The sequence below is a fragment of the Sphingobacterium sp. MYb388 genome (assembly GCF_037479535.1).
Lineage (GTDB): Bacteria > Bacteroidota > Bacteroidia > Sphingobacteriales > Sphingobacteriaceae > Sphingobacterium > Sphingobacterium anhuiense.
The window spans coordinates 1,204,766-1,228,815 of the sequence record NZ_JBBGYV010000001.1 but is presented as its reverse complement, the minus strand read 5'-3'; the positions used below and the strand labels follow the sequence as shown (position 1 = coordinate 1,228,815).

Annotated in this window: 20 protein-coding genes and 1 tRNA gene; 8 read left to right on the top strand and 13 right to left on the bottom strand. The window is 35.0% G+C overall.

The annotated features are described in order from the left end of the window. Window positions 1–38 precede the first annotated feature (38 nt). Window positions 39–476, top strand: a complete 438-nt coding sequence (locus WH188_RS05355; RefSeq protein WP_168126058.1) for a hypothetical protein — start codon at window positions 39–41, stop codon at window positions 474–476. Between the two features lie 211 nt (window positions 477–687). Here WH188_RS05355 and WH188_RS05350 read toward each other — a convergent pair whose 3' ends face one another. From WH188_RS05350 to WH188_RS05310, 9 genes are all read right to left on the bottom strand, one after another. After that, window positions 688–1,191: a hypothetical protein gene (locus WH188_RS05350; RefSeq protein ID WP_168126057.1), complete on the bottom strand. Its 504-nt coding sequence runs from the start codon at window positions 1,189–1,191 to the stop codon at window positions 688–690. Beyond that, window positions 1,145–1,525, bottom strand: a complete 381-nt coding sequence (locus tag WH188_RS05345) for a hypothetical protein (protein ID WP_132841665.1) — start codon at window positions 1,523–1,525, stop codon at window positions 1,145–1,147. Before WH188_RS05345 ends, WH188_RS05350 begins: the two co-directional genes overlap by 47 nt. Before the next feature lie 5 nt (window positions 1,526–1,530). Further along, complete coding sequence (locus tag WH188_RS05340) at window positions 1,531–1,980, bottom strand: lysozyme (RefSeq protein ID WP_132841663.1); 450 nt, start codon at window positions 1,978–1,980, stop codon at window positions 1,531–1,533. Window positions 1,981–2,144: 164 nt separating this feature from the next. Further along, the gene (locus tag WH188_RS05335) at window positions 2,145–2,309 is read right to left on the bottom strand and encodes a hypothetical protein (RefSeq protein WP_165905944.1); all 165 of its coding nucleotides are present in this window, start codon (window positions 2,307–2,309) and stop codon (window positions 2,145–2,147) included. A 339-nt stretch (window positions 2,310–2,648) separates the two neighbouring features. After that, a complete protein-coding gene (locus tag WH188_RS05330; RefSeq protein ID WP_168126056.1) occupies window positions 2,649–3,572 on the bottom strand; it encodes a Dyp-type peroxidase in 924 nt (307 codons plus the stop codon). 336 nt (window positions 3,573–3,908) lie between these two features. Further along, window positions 3,909–5,066: a TlpA disulfide reductase family protein gene (locus tag WH188_RS05325; RefSeq protein ID WP_168126055.1), complete on the bottom strand. Its 1,158-nt coding sequence runs from the start codon at window positions 5,064–5,066 to the stop codon at window positions 3,909–3,911. Between the two features lie 542 nt (window positions 5,067–5,608). Beyond that, entirely contained in the window at window positions 5,609–5,830 is a 222-nt protein-coding gene (locus WH188_RS05320; RefSeq protein WP_132771399.1) for a hypothetical protein, read from the bottom strand. Between the two features lie 3 nt (window positions 5,831–5,833). After that, entirely contained in the window at window positions 5,834–6,838 is a 1,005-nt protein-coding gene (locus WH188_RS05315) for an SPFH domain-containing protein (RefSeq protein ID WP_168126054.1), read from the bottom strand. Window positions 6,839–6,841: 3 nt separating this feature from the next. Further along, entirely contained in the window at window positions 6,842–8,227 is a 1,386-nt protein-coding gene (locus WH188_RS05310) for a hypothetical protein (protein ID WP_168126053.1), read from the bottom strand. An 894-nt stretch (window positions 8,228–9,121) separates the two neighbouring features. Here WH188_RS05310 and WH188_RS05305 point away from each other — a divergent pair. Next, a complete protein-coding gene (locus WH188_RS05305; RefSeq protein ID WP_168126052.1) occupies window positions 9,122–10,186 on the top strand; it encodes a S41 family peptidase in 1,065 nt (354 codons plus the stop codon). Between the two features lie 306 nt (window positions 10,187–10,492). On the opposite strand, the gene WH188_RS05300 is transcribed toward WH188_RS05305, so the two are convergent. Then, entirely contained in the window at window positions 10,493–11,944 is a 1,452-nt protein-coding gene (locus WH188_RS05300) for an alpha-L-rhamnosidase-related protein (RefSeq protein ID WP_339423464.1), read from the bottom strand. Then, the gene (locus WH188_RS05295; protein ID WP_206368180.1) at window positions 11,901–12,233 is read right to left on the bottom strand and encodes a hypothetical protein; all 333 of its coding nucleotides are present in this window, start codon (window positions 12,231–12,233) and stop codon (window positions 11,901–11,903) included. Before WH188_RS05295 ends, WH188_RS05300 begins: the two co-directional genes overlap by 44 nt. Window positions 12,234–12,763: 530 nt before the next feature. Between WH188_RS05295 and WH188_RS05290 the strand changes: the two genes are divergently transcribed. The 4 genes from WH188_RS05290 (at window position 12,764) to WH188_RS05275 (ending at window position 15,542) form a co-directional block, all read left to right on the top strand. Beyond that, on the top strand, window positions 12,764–13,540 hold the full coding sequence (locus tag WH188_RS05290; RefSeq protein WP_168126051.1) for an NIPSNAP family protein: 777 nt from the start codon (window positions 12,764–12,766) through the stop codon (window positions 13,538–13,540). Window positions 13,541–13,731: 191 nt separating this feature from the next. Continuing rightward, the gene (locus WH188_RS05285) at window positions 13,732–14,358 is read left to right on the top strand and encodes a YIP1 family protein (protein WP_168126050.1); all 627 of its coding nucleotides are present in this window, start codon (window positions 13,732–13,734) and stop codon (window positions 14,356–14,358) included. Window positions 14,359–14,507: 149 nt separating this feature from the next. Then, window positions 14,508–15,176, top strand: a complete 669-nt coding sequence (locus tag WH188_RS05280) for a hypothetical protein (protein WP_168126049.1) — start codon at window positions 14,508–14,510, stop codon at window positions 15,174–15,176. Between the two features lie 292 nt (window positions 15,177–15,468). After that, window positions 15,469–15,542 (top strand) — tRNA-Ile (locus WH188_RS05275). On the opposite strand, the gene WH188_RS05270 is transcribed toward WH188_RS05275, so the two are convergent. Both WH188_RS05270 and WH188_RS05265 read right to left on the bottom strand, forming a co-directional pair. Continuing rightward, on the bottom strand, window positions 15,502–17,067 hold the full coding sequence (locus tag WH188_RS05270) for a recombinase family protein (protein ID WP_339423527.1): 1,566 nt from the start codon (window positions 17,065–17,067) through the stop codon (window positions 15,502–15,504). The two genes, WH188_RS05275 and WH188_RS05270, sit on opposite strands and share 41 nt — an antisense overlap. Before the next feature lie 70 nt (window positions 17,068–17,137). Further along, complete coding sequence (locus tag WH188_RS05265; RefSeq protein WP_339423463.1) at window positions 17,138–17,299, bottom strand: hypothetical protein; 162 nt, start codon at window positions 17,297–17,299, stop codon at window positions 17,138–17,140. A gap of 229 nt (window positions 17,300–17,528) precedes the next feature. On the opposite strand from WH188_RS05265, the gene WH188_RS05260 reads away from it, so the two are divergent. Beyond that, window positions 17,529–17,735 (top strand): helix-turn-helix domain-containing protein, encoded by a 207-nt coding sequence (locus WH188_RS05260; protein WP_339423462.1) that lies wholly within the window; start codon window positions 17,529–17,531, stop codon window positions 17,733–17,735. Window positions 17,736–17,974: 239 nt separating this feature from the next. Beyond that, a complete protein-coding gene (locus WH188_RS05255; protein ID WP_339423461.1) occupies window positions 17,975–24,019 on the top strand; it encodes an ATP-binding protein in 6,045 nt (2,014 codons plus the stop codon). The last annotated feature ends 31 nt before the right edge of the window (window positions 24,020–24,050 follow it).

Genomic DNA, 24,050 nt, shown 5'->3' with positions numbered 1-24,050 from the left:
CCGCTAACTGAATTATAAAACGATTAACAATTAAAAACATGAACACATTATATCATTCTTTTATTATGAACTTTTTAACAGAAAATCATCCGGAAGTACTAAAAACGATCAATAAGATGTATGAACCTGATTTGTCCAAAATTCATGCGGTACTTGACTGCTACTGTGCTTTTGTGGGTATCAATCCTGTGCAGATCAGAGGTGAATATATCAACTATAAAGATATCCAACATCGCTATAAAGCCATATCGGTTGTATTAAGAATCTTTCAACCTGAAAAATTAGTATTATTAAAAACCAAGGTTAAAAGCTCCATTTATAAGGAAACTTTACCTTATTTAAATATCAGCAACGATACTTTACAAAAATCTATTATCTGCGCATGTAATCAATACGATCTCTACAGTGATTTTAAAAAAGAAATCAAACAGATCGCAAATTATTATCTCATTCATAGCCGATCTAATAGTAACTAAATAAGTAATATCGTTATGTGGAATTACCTAATCAAAAATTGATGATAACAGCACGCCTCATACATAAAGTCTAATATGTATTTATTTCTAAAAATAACCAGGAATTTAATCAGAAAAACCATTTACACTGCCCATACAGAAACCGCCTTCAAGAAATAATAAAAGACCATCTTATCAAACTGTAAGTGGTCTTTTTATTTATGAAGCATAATTATTTAATCTTTTTCTTTAGCCAGCGGAACCAAAGAAATATCATAATAATTAAGGCTGCGAAAAACCAGATAAAGAAGTGGTATTCCGGTTTACTTACCTGCTTTGACGAAACTTTTTTAAAAGCAACTCTTTGCTTTGCCGCATGGGATGCTTGTTTTTTTTCAGAGTAATTTATATCTTCTGTCCGATTTACTAATTGCATTGTATTGGATCGCTCGATTTCATGAATAATGACTTTTCCTTTACCCATTCGAACGTTTCCATTTTTTTCCAGCGTAATATCTTCTCCTTCAAATTCTGTTTTAGACTCACCATCTAACTTAGCAAATGATTGTACATTCGCTTTCCTTTTTATTTGAGTTTGGTGATTATACCGGAAATCTCCCTGCATTGTTGTGCCGGCTTCATACTTTTGTGATTCTACTACCTTCGATTTTTTCTTTAAGAGACCGCAGCTACTCACCAGTAACATGATGGCGGTCAATTTTAATATTTTTTTCATTTTTCATCCTCCTTAATTCAATCTGTAACTCGTTATAAAGCTTTTTGAGGTCATCGTATTCGATCTGTAACTTCGTTAATGTCTTTGCACAAAAAGCTTTTTCATCATTAACTAGCTCCAGTGCTTCATTCAATTCTTCAATTGCAGCACGCAACTGTTCAATGTTTTTCTCCAGATGATCTGCATAACTGGCCCATTTATCTATGACTTTACCTGCATTTTCAACATTGGTGGCTTCCACCTCTGCTTTTTGTTTTGGACGCCCAACGAGATAACCGCAGATTCCAGTAATCAACGGAGCTCCAAACCGCTCTAATAATTCTATCAATTCCATATACACTAACTAAAATATAAATCTGATTCTGCCTGTCTTCTGCGAATAAGACCAGGTAAAATCTTCCCTCCAGCCTTATTCCATTTTAGAAATTCTTCAACAATACGAGTGTCTTCAGGATTGGTATTAATCTTCTTTAGCAATGTTGACTTTCCTAAATTAGTTGCGCCAAGATTGTAAGTAAAAGACACTAATGCATCGAATTGATTTTGATTTAATTTTTTCATTAACAATCGTTTAACGTCATTCTCATAATTGGATAGAATTTCTAAAAGCATAGCTTCTCCTTCTATCCTGGTTAATGGTGGATCATCCATCTTCACTTTTCGACGGTTAGGTAAGTAATAGGTAAATCCGTAGCCAATAGTCGCAATACCTATGGGATCCCTATAGGGAGTGCTATACCAACCTTCAAAATCTTTTATTAGTTGTAATCCTTTTTGTCCTATTTTCATAATTCAAGTATTTATGTTAAAAAAAGCCCTCCAACAGGAGAGCTCATAGATTCTATTTTTCAAAACAGAAATAAATCAAAAGTTATTGGCAACAATAGCCAAGAATTCATGATGAACACTTTAACTTTCTCAACCATAAGCTAACCACCTATATCTCCATCAGTTTAAAAAGTATTTAACAACCCTTCTACATCTTGGAAAACCCCATCAATATCTTCTTCATAAAGTACTTTTTTTGCTAAATAGTGAGCTACTTTTACAATTGCATTTGCCCCAAATCCCAGATCTTTATATTGTGCTGTGAGGGCGATTAAAAACTTCTCTTTCATGTTTGCCTTATCTAATTTGATTTATCTTACTACAAAAGTAATGGGCATACAGTATAAAAAGACTAGAAATATGGAGTATGTAAGCGGTATAGACAAGATACCGAAAATAATAAAACACGGTCTTCATAGATCATGCTGATACGCAACAACTTCTTACCTAACAACAATATAGCGAGCCCAAGCTGCAATAAGACTGGTTTTAATCAATACAGTTAATACCGTAAGTTTATGTAAACGAATAAAGCCATTCCTTATAGAATGGCTTTATTCGTTTACCGCAGATTTTAAGTCTTTTAAAATTTACACTATGTCTTGCTATATTTAATCGATAGCGATATCCTAGTCCGAAAATGCATCCAGCATATCGAATGTTGGAACAAAAAATAAAGTACCCGTTTTTGCAGTGCTAAAATCTAATATTCGATCATAATTACCTACAGGCACGCCGATAAACATATTGTTTAGCATCTTTTTTATCGTAATAAACGAGCTGGCGTAAGCAATAAAATAAGTCCCCATTTCATTGGTCCCTACTTTACCAAAAGGCATATTGTCTCGAACAATTTTAAGATCATCACCCACATTTGCAAGTGCTGAATGTGAATTTGAGGGTTTTACACCATCAGGCATCTCGATATCATCAGATTTCGACCTACCAATAACTTTTTCCTGTTCACTCACGGGCAAAGATTTCCATGCGGACATATTATGTAAATATTGCTGTACAAACAAATAACTACATCCTTTATAAGCGGGATCTTCATCACCTATAATTCCAAAAGTGGCCCTTTCTTGGCCATGCGGATTTTCGGTACCGTCTACGAATCCAAGAATACTGCGACTGTCCCAATATCTAAAACCATGCACTTCTTCTACGCAAACTGCTATATTTTGCAGTAGTGTGGAAATAACTGCTGCCGTATCGATACAATAACTATTTTCACTAGCTCTGACGTGAAAATGAAGATCTCCTCTTGTGGATACCGCTGTATGTTTGCTCCCCGTAATTTGTTCAAAAACTTCAAACTCCTTAGGTAACGGCAAAGGTAAATCTAATTTAATCCAAGCTTCCAAACTGATACCCATGACCACGCTAGCTCCGGAATTTGGAAAGCGAACATTTCCAGAATTATTAAGATTAATGATAAGAGCACAGAGCTGTTTGAAGGTTTCTTTTACCTCAATACCACTCTTAATATTCCATACCATAAAAATGGTGTTGTTATTTGTATAATCTAATACATTTTGTGGATTAGTATCCATAAATTAAAGTCTTTATCAATTTTATCATTAAGCGTTCTTGACCTAAGCGCTCATAGAAGTAATCACATGGTTCATTTTTGACAGCGCTATTGCTTTATGCAAATATACGGTACCCCCGCCCTGCTTATTCCCCTATATTCAATTTTGGAGTTATATCAAGTTTAAAGATAATCATTTTCTAGAGAAGGAAGTAAAAAGCAAGACCTATTGAGATGGATTTCATTAAACTATGAATTAAATAGATCTACTTGTATGAATAATATGGAAAACAAAAACAGTGAGACACTCGATCCTGTAAACAAATTTCAAAAAGCAAAATTATATTTATAAACATAATTAGTGCATATTCGCTTGTATATTTACTACTTCTTTTATTTTATCTGTCAAATCTTGACCTTTTAAATCCTTAGCAATCACTTTTCCCTGGGGATCAAGTAAAAAGTTGCAAGGTATAGTACCTATACCGTACTTCTGGTAAACTTCGCCGTTACTAGCTTTAAGATCAGAAATTTGACTCCATATTAAACCATCTTCAATAATAGCATTTAGCCACTTATCTTTTTTGCTATCTATAGAAACGCTCAAAATATCAAAATTAGCTCCTTTAAAATCATCATAAACCGCTATTAAGTTTGGATGTTCTTGCCTACAGGGTAAACACCACGATGCCCAAAAATCTAACAATAAATACTTACCTCTGTAATTTGACAATTTAATATTTCTTCCAAACCTATCGTTCATTTCAAATTCAGGGGCAATAGATCCAATGCGAACCTTGTTTTTATTTAAAAAAGACTCTTTTGTTACTGCAGCCTTTGGCAATTGCAGTAGACTATCAGATAATAAATTAAATACCTCTTCCGCTAAATGATTGTATTTATTATTCCTGGCTATGTTGTTCACAAGATCTAGGCTGACATAGGAGTTAGAAAATTCTTTGGCAAATGCTAGTTGAACATCAAATTGTTTATAATAATTAGCTTCCAGTAAACTCCTATTCTTATTTACTAAAGCAGTATCTTTCCTTTCTTCTTCGCTAAAGTAATCTGGATCTTTTATTGAAAGTCGTTCTTTTTCCAAAAGAGCTAATCTTTCCTGTAATAGTTGAAACGTGTTATTGACAGCAGTTCCACTTATACGCGCATTATTTAACGAATCCATACTTTGAACAGAAATTATTCCCTCTTCGAGGTATAAGCTTAACCGATCGTAAATAAAATCATAATTGTGCGTAGGATTCTGATTCCGATATAAAGAAGCCCGAATAGGTATATTTTCTATAATTCCTTCAAACTTAAAACTATTATTCTTAACAAATGTGGAATCCAAAATATATCGCCCTTCATTTCTATAGCTTAAATATATTATTTCTCCATCCAGTATTTGTTTTCCAGTACCCTGTATATCAAATTTTCGTTGTGAAAATAATGGTGTGACGATAGTGATGAAAACAAATATAATAGCAAGAATTTTCACTGCTCTTTTAAAAATCATAATCTAATGCTTAATATCTAAAGCAACATAAAATACCCTTCACCAAGATAATTATTACTGCTTTAATTAACAAATAATTACACGTGAAGTAAAGGATATGATTCGCTACAAGTATTTGTATAGTGCGTTGATTTATAGAGGGTCTTTTATGATAACATCAAACACAGGTGTTATCTATATGGAATATATTGCCAATAATCGGAATTAGTTTACACAAGATCACTAAACACCACACGTAGGAAAAACCTAGAGAAACATCGAATATTTACTATTGACTTCTGCAAAATTCAATTTCTTAAGCAGTTGAATGGTGGTATTATTTCCAATTTGGCATTGCGCAGTAATTTCTTTTACGTCCTCGCGTTCATTAATTCCACTTTGATTTTTATTTTACAATAATAAACGACTGTTATACGTTTTTTATATCACACGGAAATCTTACTCTTATTGAGCATTCTTACTTTGATTAAAATAATTTTGAAGATGAAGCTCTTCTAAGCATATTTATGATCAACACTTAAGTTCATTTCTATGAAATAAGATTAATCTTTTTTTCCTACATCCCGCTGATTATCTTTTCTTGCATATCCAGCACTAAAGACCATTGCAAGCCCTGTCCCAATGAAAATAACCACCAATATAGATATAAACACTTTTACGAGTCCAGTATAATCTATCGGGAACCACTTCCAGATATAATTCAGGGCGACAAATCCCAATACGAGTAATGACGCTACAAATAGAAATGTAATGAGATGTTTCATCGGCTAAAATTTATTTAAATACTCTTTTTTCTTCTGATCAAATTCTTCCTGCGTAATGATATTTTCGTCGAGCAGCAGTTTTAACTTTCTTAATTGCTCCATAGGATCTACACCCGCCACAGGCTGTGTAACTTCATCAATTGAATTACTAAATACTTTTCCTAAGCTCATACCTGCTCCCAATCCCACTCCTGCTCCCGCTAAACCGCCTTCGTTTTTAGCAGCGTCACGCAACGCACGGAGTTTTTCCAACTCAACATAGGTAAGACCACCTTCAGTCGCCGCATGGCTGTCAGCAGTAATATCAGCAATCTTTCCAATACGATCTTGAGTATCCTGATCAAAAGAATTACCCTCAATCCTGAAATCATGTAGCTGAACGCCGAATGTTTCTAGATCCTTTAGGAGCTGTTCTTTCATATCGCTAGACAAGCGATCAATCTCTGCATCTATCTCCGTAAAAGCTAATTTTTCTTTCGCAAAACTAGAAGTTAAGACTTGAAGAATTCGAGACTGCACGACTTCACGAAAAGACTCGGTAGTATAGTTATCCTGTGAACCGACATAGTTGGAAAAAAACTTCGCCGGATCTTTGAGTCGATATGAAAAATTACCATAAGCTGAGAGCTGAATAGGAATCTTATAATAGTCGTCAAAATACTTGATCGGTGAAGCTGTACCCCAGCCCTGATTCAGAACTTCAGCTTTACGATAATAGTAAAGTCCCATTTTATGCTCACTTTCAAACAACTGTGCGACTTTGAGCAGAGAAGTGATAAATGGATGATTATCTGTGCGGATGTTGTATACCCCGTCCTCGTCGATCACATCTGTAATCCTGCCTTCATAAACAAGAACACATCCCTGTCCCGGAGAAATAATCAATTTACTTGCATTTTTTATTTCGTCTGTAGCCGCCCGATACCGCCATATCAATACGTTTTGATCCTGTGGTTGCCATTCTATAACCGTGGCTATTTGCCTCTTAAAAAAATTAAATAGTCCCATGTTCTATCTTTTAAATATTTCGTCTCTGTCTATATCTTTCAGTACTGTACCATCATTAGCTATAATGATGATCCGATTGGAACTGGAAGCCCCCGATCTATCGTAATAACTAAAAACAACTCCTCCAGTATAACCGTACATATCACTTTCAACAGCGTAATTATCGCTTTTGGGTGTATATGTCCAAATGATTTTCCCACTTTCGGTATCGATTTTCTGAATATAGGTATGACCTTCAGGATTGGCATCTGGCAATCCTGTAATATACAAACTCGTACTATCTTGGTATCCGATATCAGCTTTAAAATATAGACGATCTGGTGTGAGATCAACAAATTTTGTAATCCGAGGTTCTTTCACCAATTTCTTTGTATATGGAAATGAACCGTAATAAATACCAGACTTCTTTGGATATTGATACACCTTCTGCCAACTCACTTGATAACTATAAGGAAGCATAATCGGATAACCGGAATTGTTTTTATACCAATATTTTATCAATTGGATTTTCTCTTCTGGATAATCACTGCTTTTTTCGGAAAATGTATAATAAACTGACGTTCTCGCGCCTGGCAACAGGCTGGCAAGCCCTGTACCGGCCTCACGTCTCTGCATATGATCTTTATAGATTTTTCGAACTAAAGGGTAGTAGTAGTATTCCTTCCCATCGTTGGTCATGATATTAAAACCATCTCCTTCCCGATCTTGTGTAAATTTTAAAGTAGCTATACCAGAAGAAAATTCAGGAACATCACCAAAAAAGGTATTCGTTACATCTATGACTTCATTTTTTGCCGGATCAATTTTATATACCTTATTGCTCTTATCAGCACAGATATAAAATCCACCATCGCTAAAAACCCGAGTTTGTATATAAAAATCATCTTTCCATCCTGGAAGTGGGATATCATTAACTATTTTCTCTTTTAATGGATCATAAAAGCGTGCAAAATATTCAGCACCTTCCCGAGAAAAAGCATCTTTGCTACGATTAATAATAAAAAGAAACATCGGATTTTTACTATTATATGCTGTAAATGCTAAATATTCCTTGATTCGATCTACATATTCCTTTTTCTTAGGTGAATCGTCGGAAGAGACTAAAGTCGAAATACCTCCACTTTTGTTTCCACAGGTTCTGATAATACTGCTAAAAATTAAAAAAAACAAAATGCCAGCTACAACAAAAAATAGATACTTTTTGGTTTTCGGATCTAGTCCATTAAATCTTCCGTCGCCGTATTGATGCTTTACATTAACGTTAATATCGTCATTATCCAAAAAGTACTCAGTGCCACAATTGTTGCAGATATAATGGTCTTCTTTAATATTCTGCTTCTTAACACTACCACAATGTGGACATTTTAACGCCTTAATTTGTTTTGCCATGTTCTCTTTACAGATTATAATACTAAAAATATAAATAATATCTCATGTCTGTGAAATAATTATTCAAATTAAAGATTAGCTATCAAAATAACCAGAATAGTAAAGAGATTAAATCCCTTCTGATTTTTGACAGTTTCTTCCTTATCATTACAGTTTAAAACAGTTTACATATGTGGTTTTTATTCGTTCTTACTTGGCTTTTGTTTCCATTCGCTGGTGCCATAACGTTAATTCCTTAAAATAGTTTGTTTTAATTTGCTGGAAATACAGAAGCAACGTGTCATGATAACGTTAAATATAGCCTGATATCGGTTTATATAGGTTCAACATATGAAGTTAAGCACCATCAGACAATAAAACAACTTAGATTTACCGCAAGATATAAATACCTCTTTTGCACCATTAGGTTACATGATAGTACCCCGCTTTTAACAAAAGTCGTAACTACACCGTACTTGCACCACCCTTGCACCGTCCATGCACAAGGAAAAGGACGGTGCAGGTACTGTACAACTATGGGAGAAATTAAAAGCGTGTTAAAAGAAGGTACGAACAACGTTAAAAGAAGATCCGAATAATGGGATGCGCGATTTGGAGCATTTAAGGCGCTTCAGGACTATCATATACAGGACATAGTTGACGGACCTCTGATTTAAAGATCTGTTGTGACAAATACGGCAATCAAGGAATTTTAGAATCTCTAATAACGACACTGGATCTGCAAATTCCTAAATCAAAAGATACAAATCAATCCGATTAAGTAGCTGCTATGATTTTCATAATTTTGTACATTTGATTATATAAATTAAAATTTTCAGAAAGACGAACGTTAGCAGTATCGATTATAACCTCAATAAAAAAAATGACATCAACAAACTAAATAATTAATATCGCATGAAGAAAAGAATACCATTAATTTCCTATTTTATAATTTGTATTATAAATATATCTTTTGCTCAAAATGAATGCAATTGTCAAATGGCATTAGAACGTTTAATAACTAAAATAGAAGTTGATTATCCAGGTTTTAAGCAAAAAACTGATGAAAAATTCGATTTATACAATAATCATAAAGCTTTAGTTATTGCAAAATCCGATACTACTGCTAATATCAACTGTATTAAGGTGTTAAATGACTATGTTTCTTTTTTTAAAGACGAGCATATTTATATCCAAACAAGTATAAAAAACAAGAATGAAAACGAAAATTTGGGAGAATCAAAACCGAAAGAAAAAGAGGTAGATGGAAAGTTGTTAGCATCAAATGTTTTTTATATAAAAATCCAAAGTTTTAAATATGACAATATTACCCCTGTACAGGAGCTCATAAAACTAAATCAAAAGAAAATTGAAAAATCTAAAGCACTGATTATTGATATAAGAGATAATTTTGGTGGTACTGATGATGTTTATCAGCCTCTACTACCGTATATTTTAACAAATCCTTTGCGAATAATGAATGTCGAATTTTTGTCTACGAATACGGTTATTAATGGCTTGCGAGATTATGCGATGCAAAACGTCCATAAAGACTCTTTAAAAGCAATTAGCCAAATTGAAGATGGACTAAAAGAATATAAAGATAATTTGGGCAAATTTATATTATATGATGGTAAAAAAGTGACGATTGATACGATAGCATTAAAATCTGAAGCACCTAAACAAATAATTATTTTAGCAAATAAAAATGTAGCAAGTGCCGGAGAGAATTTTTTATTTTCAGCACGTCAAAGTAAAAAGGTGAAAATTTTGGGAACACCTTCAATGGGAGTGTTGGATTATGGTTCGATAAGAGAGTTTAAGTTTGGTTGCGAGAATTATACACTATACCTACCAACTTATCGTTCAGCAAGACTTCCTCAATATCCAATTGACAACATAGGAATTCAGCCTGATGTGTATTTAGATGATACAGTTGGAGATTGGTTGAATTTTGCGCTGAATTATATAAATGAATAAGATGAATATTGAGAACAAAGGTTCTTTTTATCAGTTGGGTTGAAAAACAAAATTCATAGATTGCTTTTTTATACCATAATTGATAATCTATAGCACACAACTTTTATTGCGGTTTTGGATAAAAGTTGTGTTACTATAAAACATCCACAATTTTGATTGCCTAAATCTTAACGTGGATTCTCCACTCCAGGTATCCACATAGCAATTGAGCAGGGTGATGATCATATTCTGATTGCTGTGCACATTTCTACACTTCAAGAAACATCTTGTCGTATTATTTAACAAAATACAATCCTTTTTTTCGCCTCATGGTTGTATTATTTTAACTTCTTTAGGTGCTTTGATCACTGTTTTGATACGCCCATGTTCTTTCACATGCTTAACATATATCTGCCCATAAGGTGTGGGAAATATTCCTTCTGCCCAATTAAGATCGCCTAAATTAGGTTTAACAGTATATGCCCTTCCACCTGGTTGCGCTACTTTAATTCCTAATACATGCTCAGACAACCATGCTGTTGGTCCTGAAGCCCAGCCATGTGCTAAGCTATGACGAAAACCTTTATAACAGTAAGCTCCAAAATCTGCATGTATATCCGATTTTCCTTCTGGTACAAGCTCATCAATACGACTGGCATTGGGCAACCAATCCATATTAAAATCTTCCCAAAATGTTGTCGCTCCTAGATCCAGCATAGCACCCCAATAGGTCGAGATAATTTCCATAGCTTCTTGATACTTTCCTGCTTTCGCCATTGCTTCGAGCATGTAATAACCGTAAAAGGTTGAAAAATTTTTCGCCCCTCCTATAGATACTACCTCTGTATACGCTTTTTTTGCATCGATTAATCCGACTAATGACATCAATGCAGCGGCTTGTTTTGAATGATGGAGTGGCGGAATATATTTTCGCATCTGCGCAACTGTTTCGTCACATCTATTTTTTGAACTATCATCACCTAATATCTGAAAGAGAGCCGATGCATTCTCCAATGATCTTATAGTTAGTGCTTGAAGACCTGCATGTACAGCAACACTATCCTCACTTGATGGCCAATCTAAAAATCGAGCGCCATCCATCCGTTCTTTTCCATTAATAACCTTCCCAGTAATTTGCTCAACCAATCCTTGTAAATAAGGTTGCTGCTCCTTTAAATATCCTAAATTCCCATAATTCATATACCAATCATATTGCAAGATAATCCACCACATCGAATAACTACTATGTCCAGACATCCAATTGGGTAGCGGTGTCGATTCTCTCGCAAGATCTAAACTTCTGGGGACAACTTCGTTATACCCAAATACGGTATTGACAGTAGATACTTCAGGGTGAAGATCTCCTACCCAAACTAAACGATCCCTTTTTATACCATCCCATAAATAGTCTTGCATATTAACATGTACAGTGTATGCACCTACTTCCCATATTTTATTAAGTCTTTCATCACTGCTTTTAAAGCTCCCTAGGTAAGGAATATCTCGAAAGGTAGCTATAGCCCTTACTTCTCGCAAATGTAATTCAGCATTAGGTTCTAAAAAATCAATACGTACAAATCTGAAACCAGATTCACCAGATCGATTGCGACCAAGCCACGGTACTTGCATCATAAAATCTCGTATTGCATGGTCATTAGTAGCACCCATAACGCCAATTTCGGACATTGCTTCACTAACTGATTCCCCGAAACGTATACGAACATTTTTCGGTAAATTATTGCCCCCCCCACATGCCTGTGATAATTTCAATAGATGCATTCATCTGAATACCAAAGTCTAATAATATGCTAGTCCCTATTTGATTATTTTCATTTTTAAATACAACAGTATTGGGGTTGTATAAATTTGCCTGACCATTACCCCTCTTTAATAAATTTGTAGCATGTATCACATTTCCCTCTTTCCATATGATACGAGTAGGATAAACATATGCAGATGTTAATGGGCTCACTTGATTAAACTTATCACTTAATTTATTTTGCGCATTGATCTCACAAAAGCAAAAAATAAGCATTAAGAAACTTAAAATAGCACGGTTTGAATTCATAATGGGATACTTATAAGTATTAAATGTATTAAATAAATAAGAGGCTACTATCCTGTACTTTCATGATGGATACATAAATTTCAACTACTTAAGACCAAAAAGTTTTTTTCTGTATTGGAGAATCTTTAGCACAAAACCAAAGCTTTATAAAAACTAATTAAAGCATAAAGGTATCCTTCACTTGTAGGTCTCACCACTATGGAATATTGCCAAGACATAATTAGCTTCAGGCATAAGCAAAAATAAGTGTCTATAGGAATGCTTGCCAAAGACCTGTAACTTACCCAACATATTTATTTTCATTCTCTAGTACAAGCAGTTGATAAAAATATATTAACCAAAATTGCCTTTTATCTCTATGATGAGCTTATTTTCATAAATAAGATTTCTGTTTGAGGTAAAAACCATCTTCAAAAAAAGTTTCCACACACTAAACTTCTGATTATTTATTAGAACGGCCTTATAGAAAATAGGATTAAATTTATATATTTATTCTATCTAAATCATTTATTATAAAACCATTGACCAGTATGAAACGCAGAAAATTTCTTCAATCTTCACTAACTGCAGGTTTAGCAACAACGATAATTCCAGTAATAGGAGCCGATAATAATGCAACTGAGCAGGAAATATATGAATGGCGTGAATACGAAATACGATTCGGTTCTGACCAGCAACAACTGGACAATTATTTTAAATCTGCCCTTATTCCCGCACTGAATAAATATGGTGTAAAAGCAGTTGGTGTATTCAAAGAATTGGTTCCATCTGAGCCTGCCAAATTTTACTTATTAACCCCTTACTCTTCTCTTGACAATTACCTATCCGTCAATACAAAAGTAAAAATGGATGCAGATTACATTGAAAATAGCGCTACATATAACAGTATTCCCGAAGACAAAGCGCTATATGATCGTTTTAAATCTTCCTTAATGATTGCCTTCGAAGGTTGGCCTAAAATCACTATTCCATCCGATAAATCGCGGATATTTGAGCTAAGAACATATGAAGGCTACAGTGAAGATGCTGTAAAAAGAAAAATTAAAATGTTTCATGATGGCGAATTTCCTATCTTCAAAAGAGCAAAATTAAATCCGGTATTCTGTGGTGAAGTGATTGCAGGCGACAGGTTACCTCGTCTCACCTATTTGATCACCTGTAAAAATATGGAGGAACGTAATAAGGGATGGGTTGATTTCATTGCTGATCCTGAATGGAAAAAATTGGTGTCCGATCCTCAATATGCAAATACTATTTCTAAAATTAACAATACATTTTTAATACCCACAAATTACTCTCAGGTTTAAAAGCAAAATCTTACCTTTCTAAAATTCAATAATTTGATTCTACCACATTACTATCCCCATCCGCACATACATGATAAATTTCCAGGAATAAGCATATGTAAATACGGAATCAACCAAATTTTTAAACAAACGAAAAATAAATTTGCATGGATTAATTAAATAATTAAATTTGATCAACCATATATGACAACATGAATATAGACCTTCCCGAAAATCAAGATTTTAAATTTATTATCACGAATTTATATACAAGACCTAAGTGGTTCTTTAGATTTACACAAGAGCACTGGTATAATAAGTATGCTTGGCTTCTACTTTACCTAGCGCTATTAGGAAGTCAATTTGGAAGAATATCCTCGGGTAAACTCAATATTGAAAGTTGGACAGAACTTTTCTTCAAAGTTGTAATTTTTGGGTCGGGCATTAGCTTACTTTTTTACATAATGTTTGCTTACATCTTAGCTGGTACTGCGAGATGGCTAAAAGGTGTAGCAAGTGCAGCAGATATTCTCCGCGTTATTGCCTATTCATCCATACCAGGGATAATCGTATTACTATTGTATATCATCGGATCTCTGATATATGGTATTTCCTTTTTCAGTATATCATTCTGGGTAAATAATGAAAGTTGGTCCCAAACAATCTTTAAAATATTTTTGATGACAATAAATGGATTTGTTGGCATAAATATCGCCATATTTATGGTCTTAGGAATAGCTACAGTTAATAACTTCAGTATATGGAAAGCTATTCTAAGCATGATTTTACCCGTGATCATATTGGTAGTTGTTTTTGCTGTAATAGCATCCTTGTTTTAACAAAATCAATCACTTAATTCTTCGCAAACACTAAGAAAGAGATAATATCCAAAAATGATCATGGAAAATGCATGATCCAAATTTCAAATCCAACTAAACCCAGAAACATATGCAAAACGATTAAAATAACGATTTAAAATATATTTATTATGAAATATCTCGCTGTGTATTTTTACATGATCTTTTTCTGTTCCTGTCTAACGAATAATCAAGAATATCAAAAAAATATAATTGATCTAAAAAAACTTGATTTTAACACCTTCAATACGGAAGATTTTTATAGAAATGCAAATAAAGACGAAAATTTAAAAATTTCAAATAATAATCAATATGTAGAAATTAGTGATTTTGACAATGGCTGGGTTGAATTTCAAATAAAAAAATCATCAAATAATAATATAGTAGCTAAATTTGACAGTATTAATTTTTCAACCCTTAATGCAATTGCTTCAAAAGACGGGAAATTGAAAATAATTAATGCGGAGACATATCTAAAACCTGAAAGATTAAATAAACTATATCTGAATATCAAAGGTGTATATGGCAAAGAAACAAAAACTGATTCTAGTGATTATAATAAATATGTGCATATATACACCTACACCCGGGACGTTAAAGACAGAATAATTAAATTGATTTCTATTTTTGATCCGAGAAGTTCTGAAAATCTTGAAAAAATAAACGCTAAAATCCCGGATCAGGATTCAAAAATTGTTAATGAAAGACCTAAAACCATACTATTTGTCTGTAACAAGGAAAGCTTAAAAGATGTGCTTAAATTAAATAATACCGACAATAATTGGGCAAAATTTAAGTAATAACGAATTCTGAAATTTCTTTATCAAGCTACTCTTAAGCGAAGTATGCTTTATAAAAATAAAATTGGTTCTCAAAAATATCCTTACTCCATTAAACTTTTATCACGAACTTGTCTTTCTTCTGATACTTTGAATAAGTATTGATGATAAAATGGTAAGCTAAACTTTGATGCAAAAACAGAAATGCTATACCATATTTTGATAGTTCTTTCAATTATTGTTTTATAATAAAAATGGAATTTGTTATCTTTGTGGAAAGCTGATAAAAATAAGCTATAAATATTAATAACCCGCTCCTATAGCTCAGTCGGTTAGAGCGTCAGACTCATAATCTGCAGGTCACTGGTTCGAGCCCAGTTGGGAGCACCTCATGGGACAAGTCAGAAAAACACTGATTTGTCCCATTTTTTTTACTATTTAATTTATTGGTTTTCAGGTAGATAAGCTCGACTCCGCGATTGATTCGAGCGGTTCGATGTCGTGTTCCGTCAAATACGAGTTTTTCAGGGAACATCGAACCAATTATATTCCGTTTATGCTCTAAAGTACTGGTTTCGTAGAACTTATTGATTTCTTCTAATTGTTTCAGCGATTCCTCTATGATGTGACTTATCTCCTTGCTTTTTCCTGATAACCGTCCCAAATTAGCTTCCATTGAATTCATCCTGTCATTAATATCTTCTTTTAAGGCCTTAAAATCTTCCTCATCAAGCTCCCCCTCTACTCTGAGAATCCTTGCATTGGACAACCGCTTATTGCACATGTCAATCTCTTCAATCAACCTATTGCGCTCCCTTAATACCATTGAATTTTCCGATTTGAATTCGGCAACTATCTCTTTAGTGCAGATTTCCAGTACGCCAGGTCTTGGTACGAATTTATTCAAGTAGTTGATAAATTCAGTATTGACCAATTCTGCTTTAAACCGCACGCCACACGAGCCTGTGCAGTGATAGTAGTAATAATGTTGGTTACGACCCTTTGATGCACTACCGGTAAGCAGTCTGCTGCATTCGGGACATCCTAGGAAGCCCCGAAGGGGTAGCATTTCATCACTTGTGATTTTGGGATTATTGCTGGTATTGCGTTTCCTACCATCCAGCACCTCTTGGCATTGGTAAAAAAGAGTTTCTGAAATTAACGGGACATGCTGACCGGTCACAAAATGGCCACTCTCCTCTTTTAAGGGCGGAACAAATATCTTTCCGCAATAAATGGGGTTTCTGATTGCAACCCAAAAGTTGCTCTTGCCGCATTTAAGTCCCCTCTCTTTGGCCACTTTGAAAATTTGCTGTGTATTAAAAATGTTTGCAGCCAGTTGCTCAAAAACCCAAATCATGACCGGTCCTATTTTTTCATCGGCAGCTATATACTTGCGTCGGTTACTTTCATCGATGCAGTTCTTATAGCCTATCGGTGCAGTACCCATCCAGCGCCCTTCTTTCTTTGCCCGTCTCATTCCATGGAATACATTCAATGCCCTGCGGTCGTTCTCCACTTCAGGTGAGGCGAGGTAAAAGGCTAGCATCATCTTATTCTCGGGGACGGACAGGTCCAAAGGCTGTTCAATTGCCTGCGGTTCTGCACCCATCCGTGAAAGCAGGTTTATCATCTGGTACGAGTCCCCTGCATTCCTACTGAACCTGTCCCATTTAGTAAAGAGCACCAGTGTGTTGTTCTTTCCTTTGTTCTTTTTTATCAGAACCAGCAACTTTTTCCATTCGGGTCGTTGGAATGATTTTGCGGAATGGTCCTCATAGATAACTTTTAGTATTTCAATTGAATTTATCGCGCAATATCTTGTTAAGGACTCTTCCTGGTTTCTTTGAGAATAGCCTGTCTCGGCCTGTTCGTCCGTACTTACACGTATGTATAGATATGCTTTCTTCATAACGAAAGGTTTAATCTTGATTTATAATTTTTTGCAGGATCGGATCATCTTATAAAGGTACAAATCCACGTTAATCCTCCCTGAGCTGTTGCTCAACAATCAACTTCACCATGTACCTGATGGTAGCCAGCATAACCTCCGCCTCTTCCTCTGTCACAATAGTGCCGTGCTTTTGTAATATTGCCCTAGCCTGACTTGGGGTCAATGCCCCATTATTTTTCTTCTCCTCCATCGCTGTCCCCCTTTCACAAAAAGCTAAAAAATAGGGGAACTGGCTATCGCTGCCTCCCCTATTACAAAGTTAGAAACTAGGTGGCCCAATCAATAGGGTTGTTCAAATTCTAATTATGTCGGGTATGAAAGTGAGAACGCGCTATATTGTAAATATAGTACATTATAATGTACTATACAATAGTTTCTAATTCTATTTTTTTATCCCTTTTAAAAAAGTATTTTTGAACATGAGCTTTAAGATTCAAATTGCTACAGCTTTGAAAGCGGCACGGGTAAAAGAAGGTATAACGATGCAGGAGCTGGCCAACAGAATTGGCGTCAAAGGTACAAATACAATCAGCAGGTATGAAAGCGGCAAATTAAATCTTAGCGCCGACCTGATTGAAAAAATCTGCTCCGCAATAGGCGTCAAGCCAGAGATTATAATAAAATAAGTTTAAATGTAAATCCACACATTTAAGCTAGTTCATCCTCAATCACTTAGCCCAAGTGGTGTTTCCAGACTATACCTAAAAGGTCTGATTGAATCATACGCTAATTGCTTTGAATCTGTTGTATAATTTACCTCCAACATGTTCATCTGTTAAAGATATTAATAGCTATTCGTGTAATGTATAACTTAAATTCTCCAAAATATTATATATTTAGTTTCAAATTTAGTATCTAATAAACTATGTCATTGCAAAAAACACCAGGAGAAGTCTCCGCTTTAGCGGGCTTTTTTTTTCAATACGAAATCTTCGCAACAGAAATTTATAATCATTTGCTTGAAAGTAATTTAGAATGGGTGGAATTTGCGAGTAACACAGCGGGAAAGCTGGATGATGTACTATTAGGCGTGGAAGATAAGGTAATAGCATTTCAAGTCAAACAGATATCCAATTCAAATTTCAGTTATCATGACTTCGTTAATTCAGAAACGCAAAGTATTTTTCAAGGGTTATTTAAGGGATGGAAGTCCTTTAAGTCTAAATATCATAATAAAAAGATTGACGCTCGCTTTATTACAACACAGGATATTTCGGCAAATGACCAGATCAAGGCTTATGTAGGCAAAAAAAAACCATCGTTTGAAAATTTCATTGTGAATTTTTGGACTCCAATACAAAAAGGAATCTATAATTCAATATCAATTCCCAAAGTTTGGCAGGTGGTATTTGATGAACTGGTTAGTCAGATCAATGCAACGCCAGATGAACTTATTTCATTTATCGTTGACCTAAAATTTGTTTTCAATTACAAGACTAATCAATTTGTTTACGATAGCTACACACAATCAAAACGATCTGCACATATTAATAGAATTACTGATGGTATCGCACGGATAGTTGCAAAAAAAGGTAATGTACACTATGACCGGAAGCAGTTTCTCGCTGAATTTAGTCTAAAGGATCAATTTGAAACGCGGTTTCAACATGCATTTTTTGTCGATGAAAAACACTACCAGCCTATAAACACGACTTTGATGCAGTTGGCATCGGTCATAGAACGTAAAGGAAAAGGTTACATTGCTCTAGTGGGTAATGCAGGGTCGGGAAAATCGACCTTATTGACCAAATGGTTGACTGGAAGTGCGCATAGGGTACTTAAATACTATGCATATACAAACGTTGAAATGAGTTATGAATATGGTTATCGTGGAGAAGCAAGTTATTTTCTTCACGATTTGCTAGTTCAAATACGGGAAAGTCGTTCTGTTTTGCAAGATCGCCTTCCTGAAAATGACTTACTTGATCTTCAAGTGCATTTAGGTGAAGAATTAGCCAAACTTGGACGGAACAATGAAAAGGTATTCATAATCGTTGACGGTTTAGACCACATAAACAGAGAGCAACAAGTGACAAAAAGCTTGATTGAAGTTTTGCCTTCGCCAAAAGTTATACCTGAGAATATATACTTTGTATTAGGCAGCCGTACAGTTACCCAATTGGAAGACTTAAGTTTTGAGATAAGACAGGACTTAACTAAAAACGATAGCATTGTTACGATAAATGCTTTGGCAAAAGAACAAATTAATGAATTAGCTCTTTCTCATTCAATTAGCTTATCCGGACACCAACTAGACGACTTACAACAAAATACGAAAGGCCATCCACTATTTCTACGCTATACGATTGAAGAATTAAGAGCTGCAGACTTGAAGAATTACTCTGCAATTATTTCAGAAAAGGATTTTAGCGGTGATATTGAGATAGAGTATCAAAAATTTTGGGATAAGCATAAATCCTTAGACGAATTTATACATATTTTGGGATTAATTGCACGCTTCAGGTATCCATATTTTGAGCTTGAACTTTTGGGGGACTTCAGTATTAAAAATGCTGACGCTGAACGAATCAACAAAGTTTCAGAATATTATTTCTATAAATCTGAAAATATTTGGCAATTCTTTCATAATAGTTTCAAGGAATTCCTAATAAGGGAATCCGCAAAAAATCGTTTTTCAGCAAAGTTTGACCCTGTGACTCATTCTGCATTTCATTCGGAAATCGCAGATGCAATAGTAAATAATGTAAGTTCATACAGGTTTAATCTGATTTACCATTGGTTCAATGCCGGAAAATTTCAACAGATAACGGACTCGACATCACAGGCCTTTTTCCGTGAGCAGTGGTTCGCCTTCCGTAATGTTCAAATTATCCGCGAAGATATTAAGCTGGCGCTTCATGCTGGCGTACAACAGGGCAATAATCAAATGGTAATTATCTGTTTTTTTGCTTTATTAGAAATTGATCAGCGGGCTTCAAATTTTCCATTTGGAAACTATTATGATATTTTTCTTGCGGCAGAAAGATTAGATCTCGCAAGTTCTTTTGTCTTTGATCCAGCAAAGCTACTTGTATCTCAAACTGCTGCACTGGAGTTTTCCGTTTTGCTTGCGAATAACGGATATAAAGAAATCGCTAAGGAACTATTTGAACGGGCCACTCCCATTCATCTGTTTGTAGGACAACAATCATTATCCAGAAGGCGTTACAACTCACAAAACCATACTGAGATAGACGAGGTTGAGTTAATAAAAGTTTGGGCAAATGCAGCAAGTATTTTCCAGCCGATATGTGAATTCATCATCCGGCTTCAAAATCTGCAGATCAGTGAAGAGCATGGAAGCGGACCTGATAAACAAGTTATTCCTGAGGTTATTTTGTCTTTAAAAGAATACTTACTCGAAAATGATAAATATGAAACACTTATTGAATTAGATATATTCGCAGAGGAAAATTTAGATAAATACGATAAGTTTTATTTTTATTCTGACATCATTCACAAGCGATTTATTCCTCAAGGATTAAAAAGAAGGGCATTGGAATTCTTTAATAAATGCTCGCCTAAGGGACATAACTCCTACTTGCTCTCATACGCATCAATATTTACCTTGGTGTTGAACGACTTAGATAGAGGTAAAATCGCATTTGAAAAACTGGAAACCCCAGCTGAGATAAAAAAGCGAATCCCCCATTTCCAGATAGGAAGCATGGCAAATTATGTATTCAATTACACGCGGCTTTATTACACAATCACCAAAAATTTCTCTCTGCCCATTATAAACTTTTTACCTATAAGTGACAAGCCTACTGAAAAAACCTTCCTCTTAGCATTTGCGAGGATGGGACAGGCTCATGCATGGTATCATCATGGTTACCCTGAAGCTTCGGCAGAATTCTTTGGAGGATTAGAAAAGTTATTTGGGATGTTTCATCATTCCTACGACTCTCCTTTGTACGATTACGACATTATTGCCAATAAGGGACTTTTTTTGAAACAGGTGCTGAGCTCCAGTCTAAGCATCTCACCACAAACTACAATCGAACTTCTTGAAAAATTAACTAGTGAGTGGAAGTCAAATAAAAGGTTTTGGAGCGATGAAACAATTCAAAACATTGTAAGATGGGTTATAGAGCGTAAAGTTGATGCTGACTGGTGCAAGCGCACTTTGGTTTGGCTTGAAGAAACTATTTATAGTACAGGTTACCTCCAAAAAATTATAGATGACAGTGCGCGTCAAACTCGATTATGGGCAAAGCTTGGGATGATAGAAAAAGTAGAGGCCGGTATATCAAAGTTAATGGCGCATAGTCTAGGCATGGGTCCTGAAGAAGATCGTCAAGTGGAACAAATGGTTCGTTGGATGGAAAAGCATCCTCCAGTTGATGAAACTGGAGTCCAGTTTTACTTTGATAGGTTAATAAGCATAAGAAATAAGGTGAATTCTTCATCACATACGCCTGCACGTGATATATTGAAAATGGCATTGCCATTTGGTAATGGGTACAGGGTTTTTGAACACCTTCTTTTTCACCAATTGGTACCATTGCTGGACGGATTGGAAATAATCTTGGTTTATCTCCTTCAGCGAAATTCTGGTTGGTCAAATCTTTTGATGAAGCTTTTTACACAGATGGTTATTACAATGGATAGTGCCCATAGTACACGGCGTTCGTTAATAACCACTTTTTTCACCCAACAACCCCCTCAAGAGGAAGTACAGGCATTAGTAAAAGGAATAAAAATTTTTGCTGTTGCTGAGGTTCGTACTAAATATTTATTGGCTATAAAAAACCTTTGCGTGGAACATGGTATTGCACCAGAGGCGGTTGATATTCTCCATAAGCCGGAATTTAAGAATCGTGAAAGAGGTAGTTCAGAAAATTTGCACCTTAATGATAATCGTATTCTAGAACTTGAAACAGTACTTGAGCAGGTAAAGAATATAGATGATTTTATAAAACTTCGTGGTGAAACGGCGGAGCACAGCTATTTTAATTGGACAGAAATATTGATTAAGGTAATTCCCGGAGCTGACGAAGTATCTTTATTCAAAATCATTTCCGATTTTAATTTAGATATTGACACAAAACAGATCATCCGAATCGTTGATGCTCTTCAATCTAGTGGCAAGACAAAACTTGCACAAGAACTACTTGAACGTACCATAACCAGCTCCCGATATTGTCAATGGGGCGACGATTACTACGAAAAAGGGAAGATTCCAGCTTATCAAAAGCTGCAAGAATTATGTTCGGATACTGCAGTTAAATCATCAGCACTTAAAGATTTCACAGATGCACTACCAAATTTAAGCATTGGAGCTAGAGAATCTATTATAAGTGATTTGGACCAGATTTTATTTCTATTTGGTGAAGAAGTTAATATGGATATGATTTATCAAGAAATCAATCTTTTCCGTGATCAGCTATTCACCAATGATATGCCTTTGTATGAACTTGACATCATTGGTAATGATAATGATGAGTTATTATTGACCGATTTGTTATTTTTTTTAATTACCACACCAAGCCAGTTTGATTACATTATTTTCCCAATACTAATTACTGAAAACAAAAAACTAAAATCATTAATACACACTCTACTTCGTCGCTTATTTGACGAGGGATTTACGATTAAATTTCTACACTTCCTACACGGTCTGGGTGAAAAAAGTAGGGCATTCACTGATATGTTTCTTGATGAAATTGTCTCATTGGTGAATAATGAAAGGGCTGACGTTGTGGTTTTAGCCTCTGATCTTTTAAATTTAGCTCAAATAACACCCGTAAGGAATATTCAAGCAAAAGACCTCCCTTTGAATTATACTTTGGAACTATCCCCACAAAGCGGTCTTGTTGACCTTTCAAAAAAAGCTTTCGAAAATATTAGTTTAGACGGATATCTCAAAGAAACTACTGATCCTTTAATATTCACCCAGATTATAAAGTATGAAATAAAAATATTGGCTAAACTTACGGGCTTTCATGAGTATAATATCGCCTACCGTATCCGTGAAATTGGAAACGACACTCAATTTCCTAAATGGTGTGCAACGATTGGTGAGCCGGAACTAAGAAATTTATATGAAACAGTGCTTGACCTTCAGATTCCTTACAGCCGTCCTCAAGTGCAAAAAGTATTTGACGGCTTGGGTAAAGTTATCATGGAGCTTTGCGATTTGGGGCATTTAAATTTTAAAGATGTGGTTGGGTTACTACCCCATTTTGATTCTGTTCTATATCAGATTAAAACGGTTGAGATGCCTCCTTTTATATCCTCAATTTTAAAATCATCAGGCTCGGCACCATCTGCTGATCGAAAGTGGGCTCATGAAATTAATGAAAAGTACGTCTCTTCTGTTATTCCTTCATTCGATGGCGAATATTTCATATTAGCAGAAAGAACACTTCTTCAGGGTATGGGACATGGTAAAGCATTGGAAATTCGTCAAGCTTTTGTAGATACCGATCAGGCAGTTCCTCAAAGTATCTTTAGCATATTCCCATCGACAACAGAGGAACTCATTAGGGATTATCCTGAAATAAATCAGCAAGGTATTGTAATTTATAACAACTGTTTTAGCACTCTTCCAGTCGCAAATTGGCTTGCGATCAACCCTCTAGTCGCCTACGACCTAGGTCTTACTTACAATGTGGAGCAAGGTAATTTTCGTTGGGATAACTCATCTGGCGATTCTGTAATCGAATCAATATTTTGGAAATTAGGAGACACTGCTAATAAAAGTGGTCATCATGATTCTGAGGCCGGTTTTGGATGGAGGGTAATAATTAGCCGCAAAGGTCTAGAAGATATTATTGACAAATTGGAAGGCCAGCCCTTGTATCATTATAAGAAAGTAACACGAAATTTGGAGTTCTATCAAAAGAGATACAATACTTATATTAAGGAGGATGATTCGAAATCAACGGTAGAAGCATTTGAGCTTTAATAGTTATCTTCGGGTATTTCCTTGATATTGT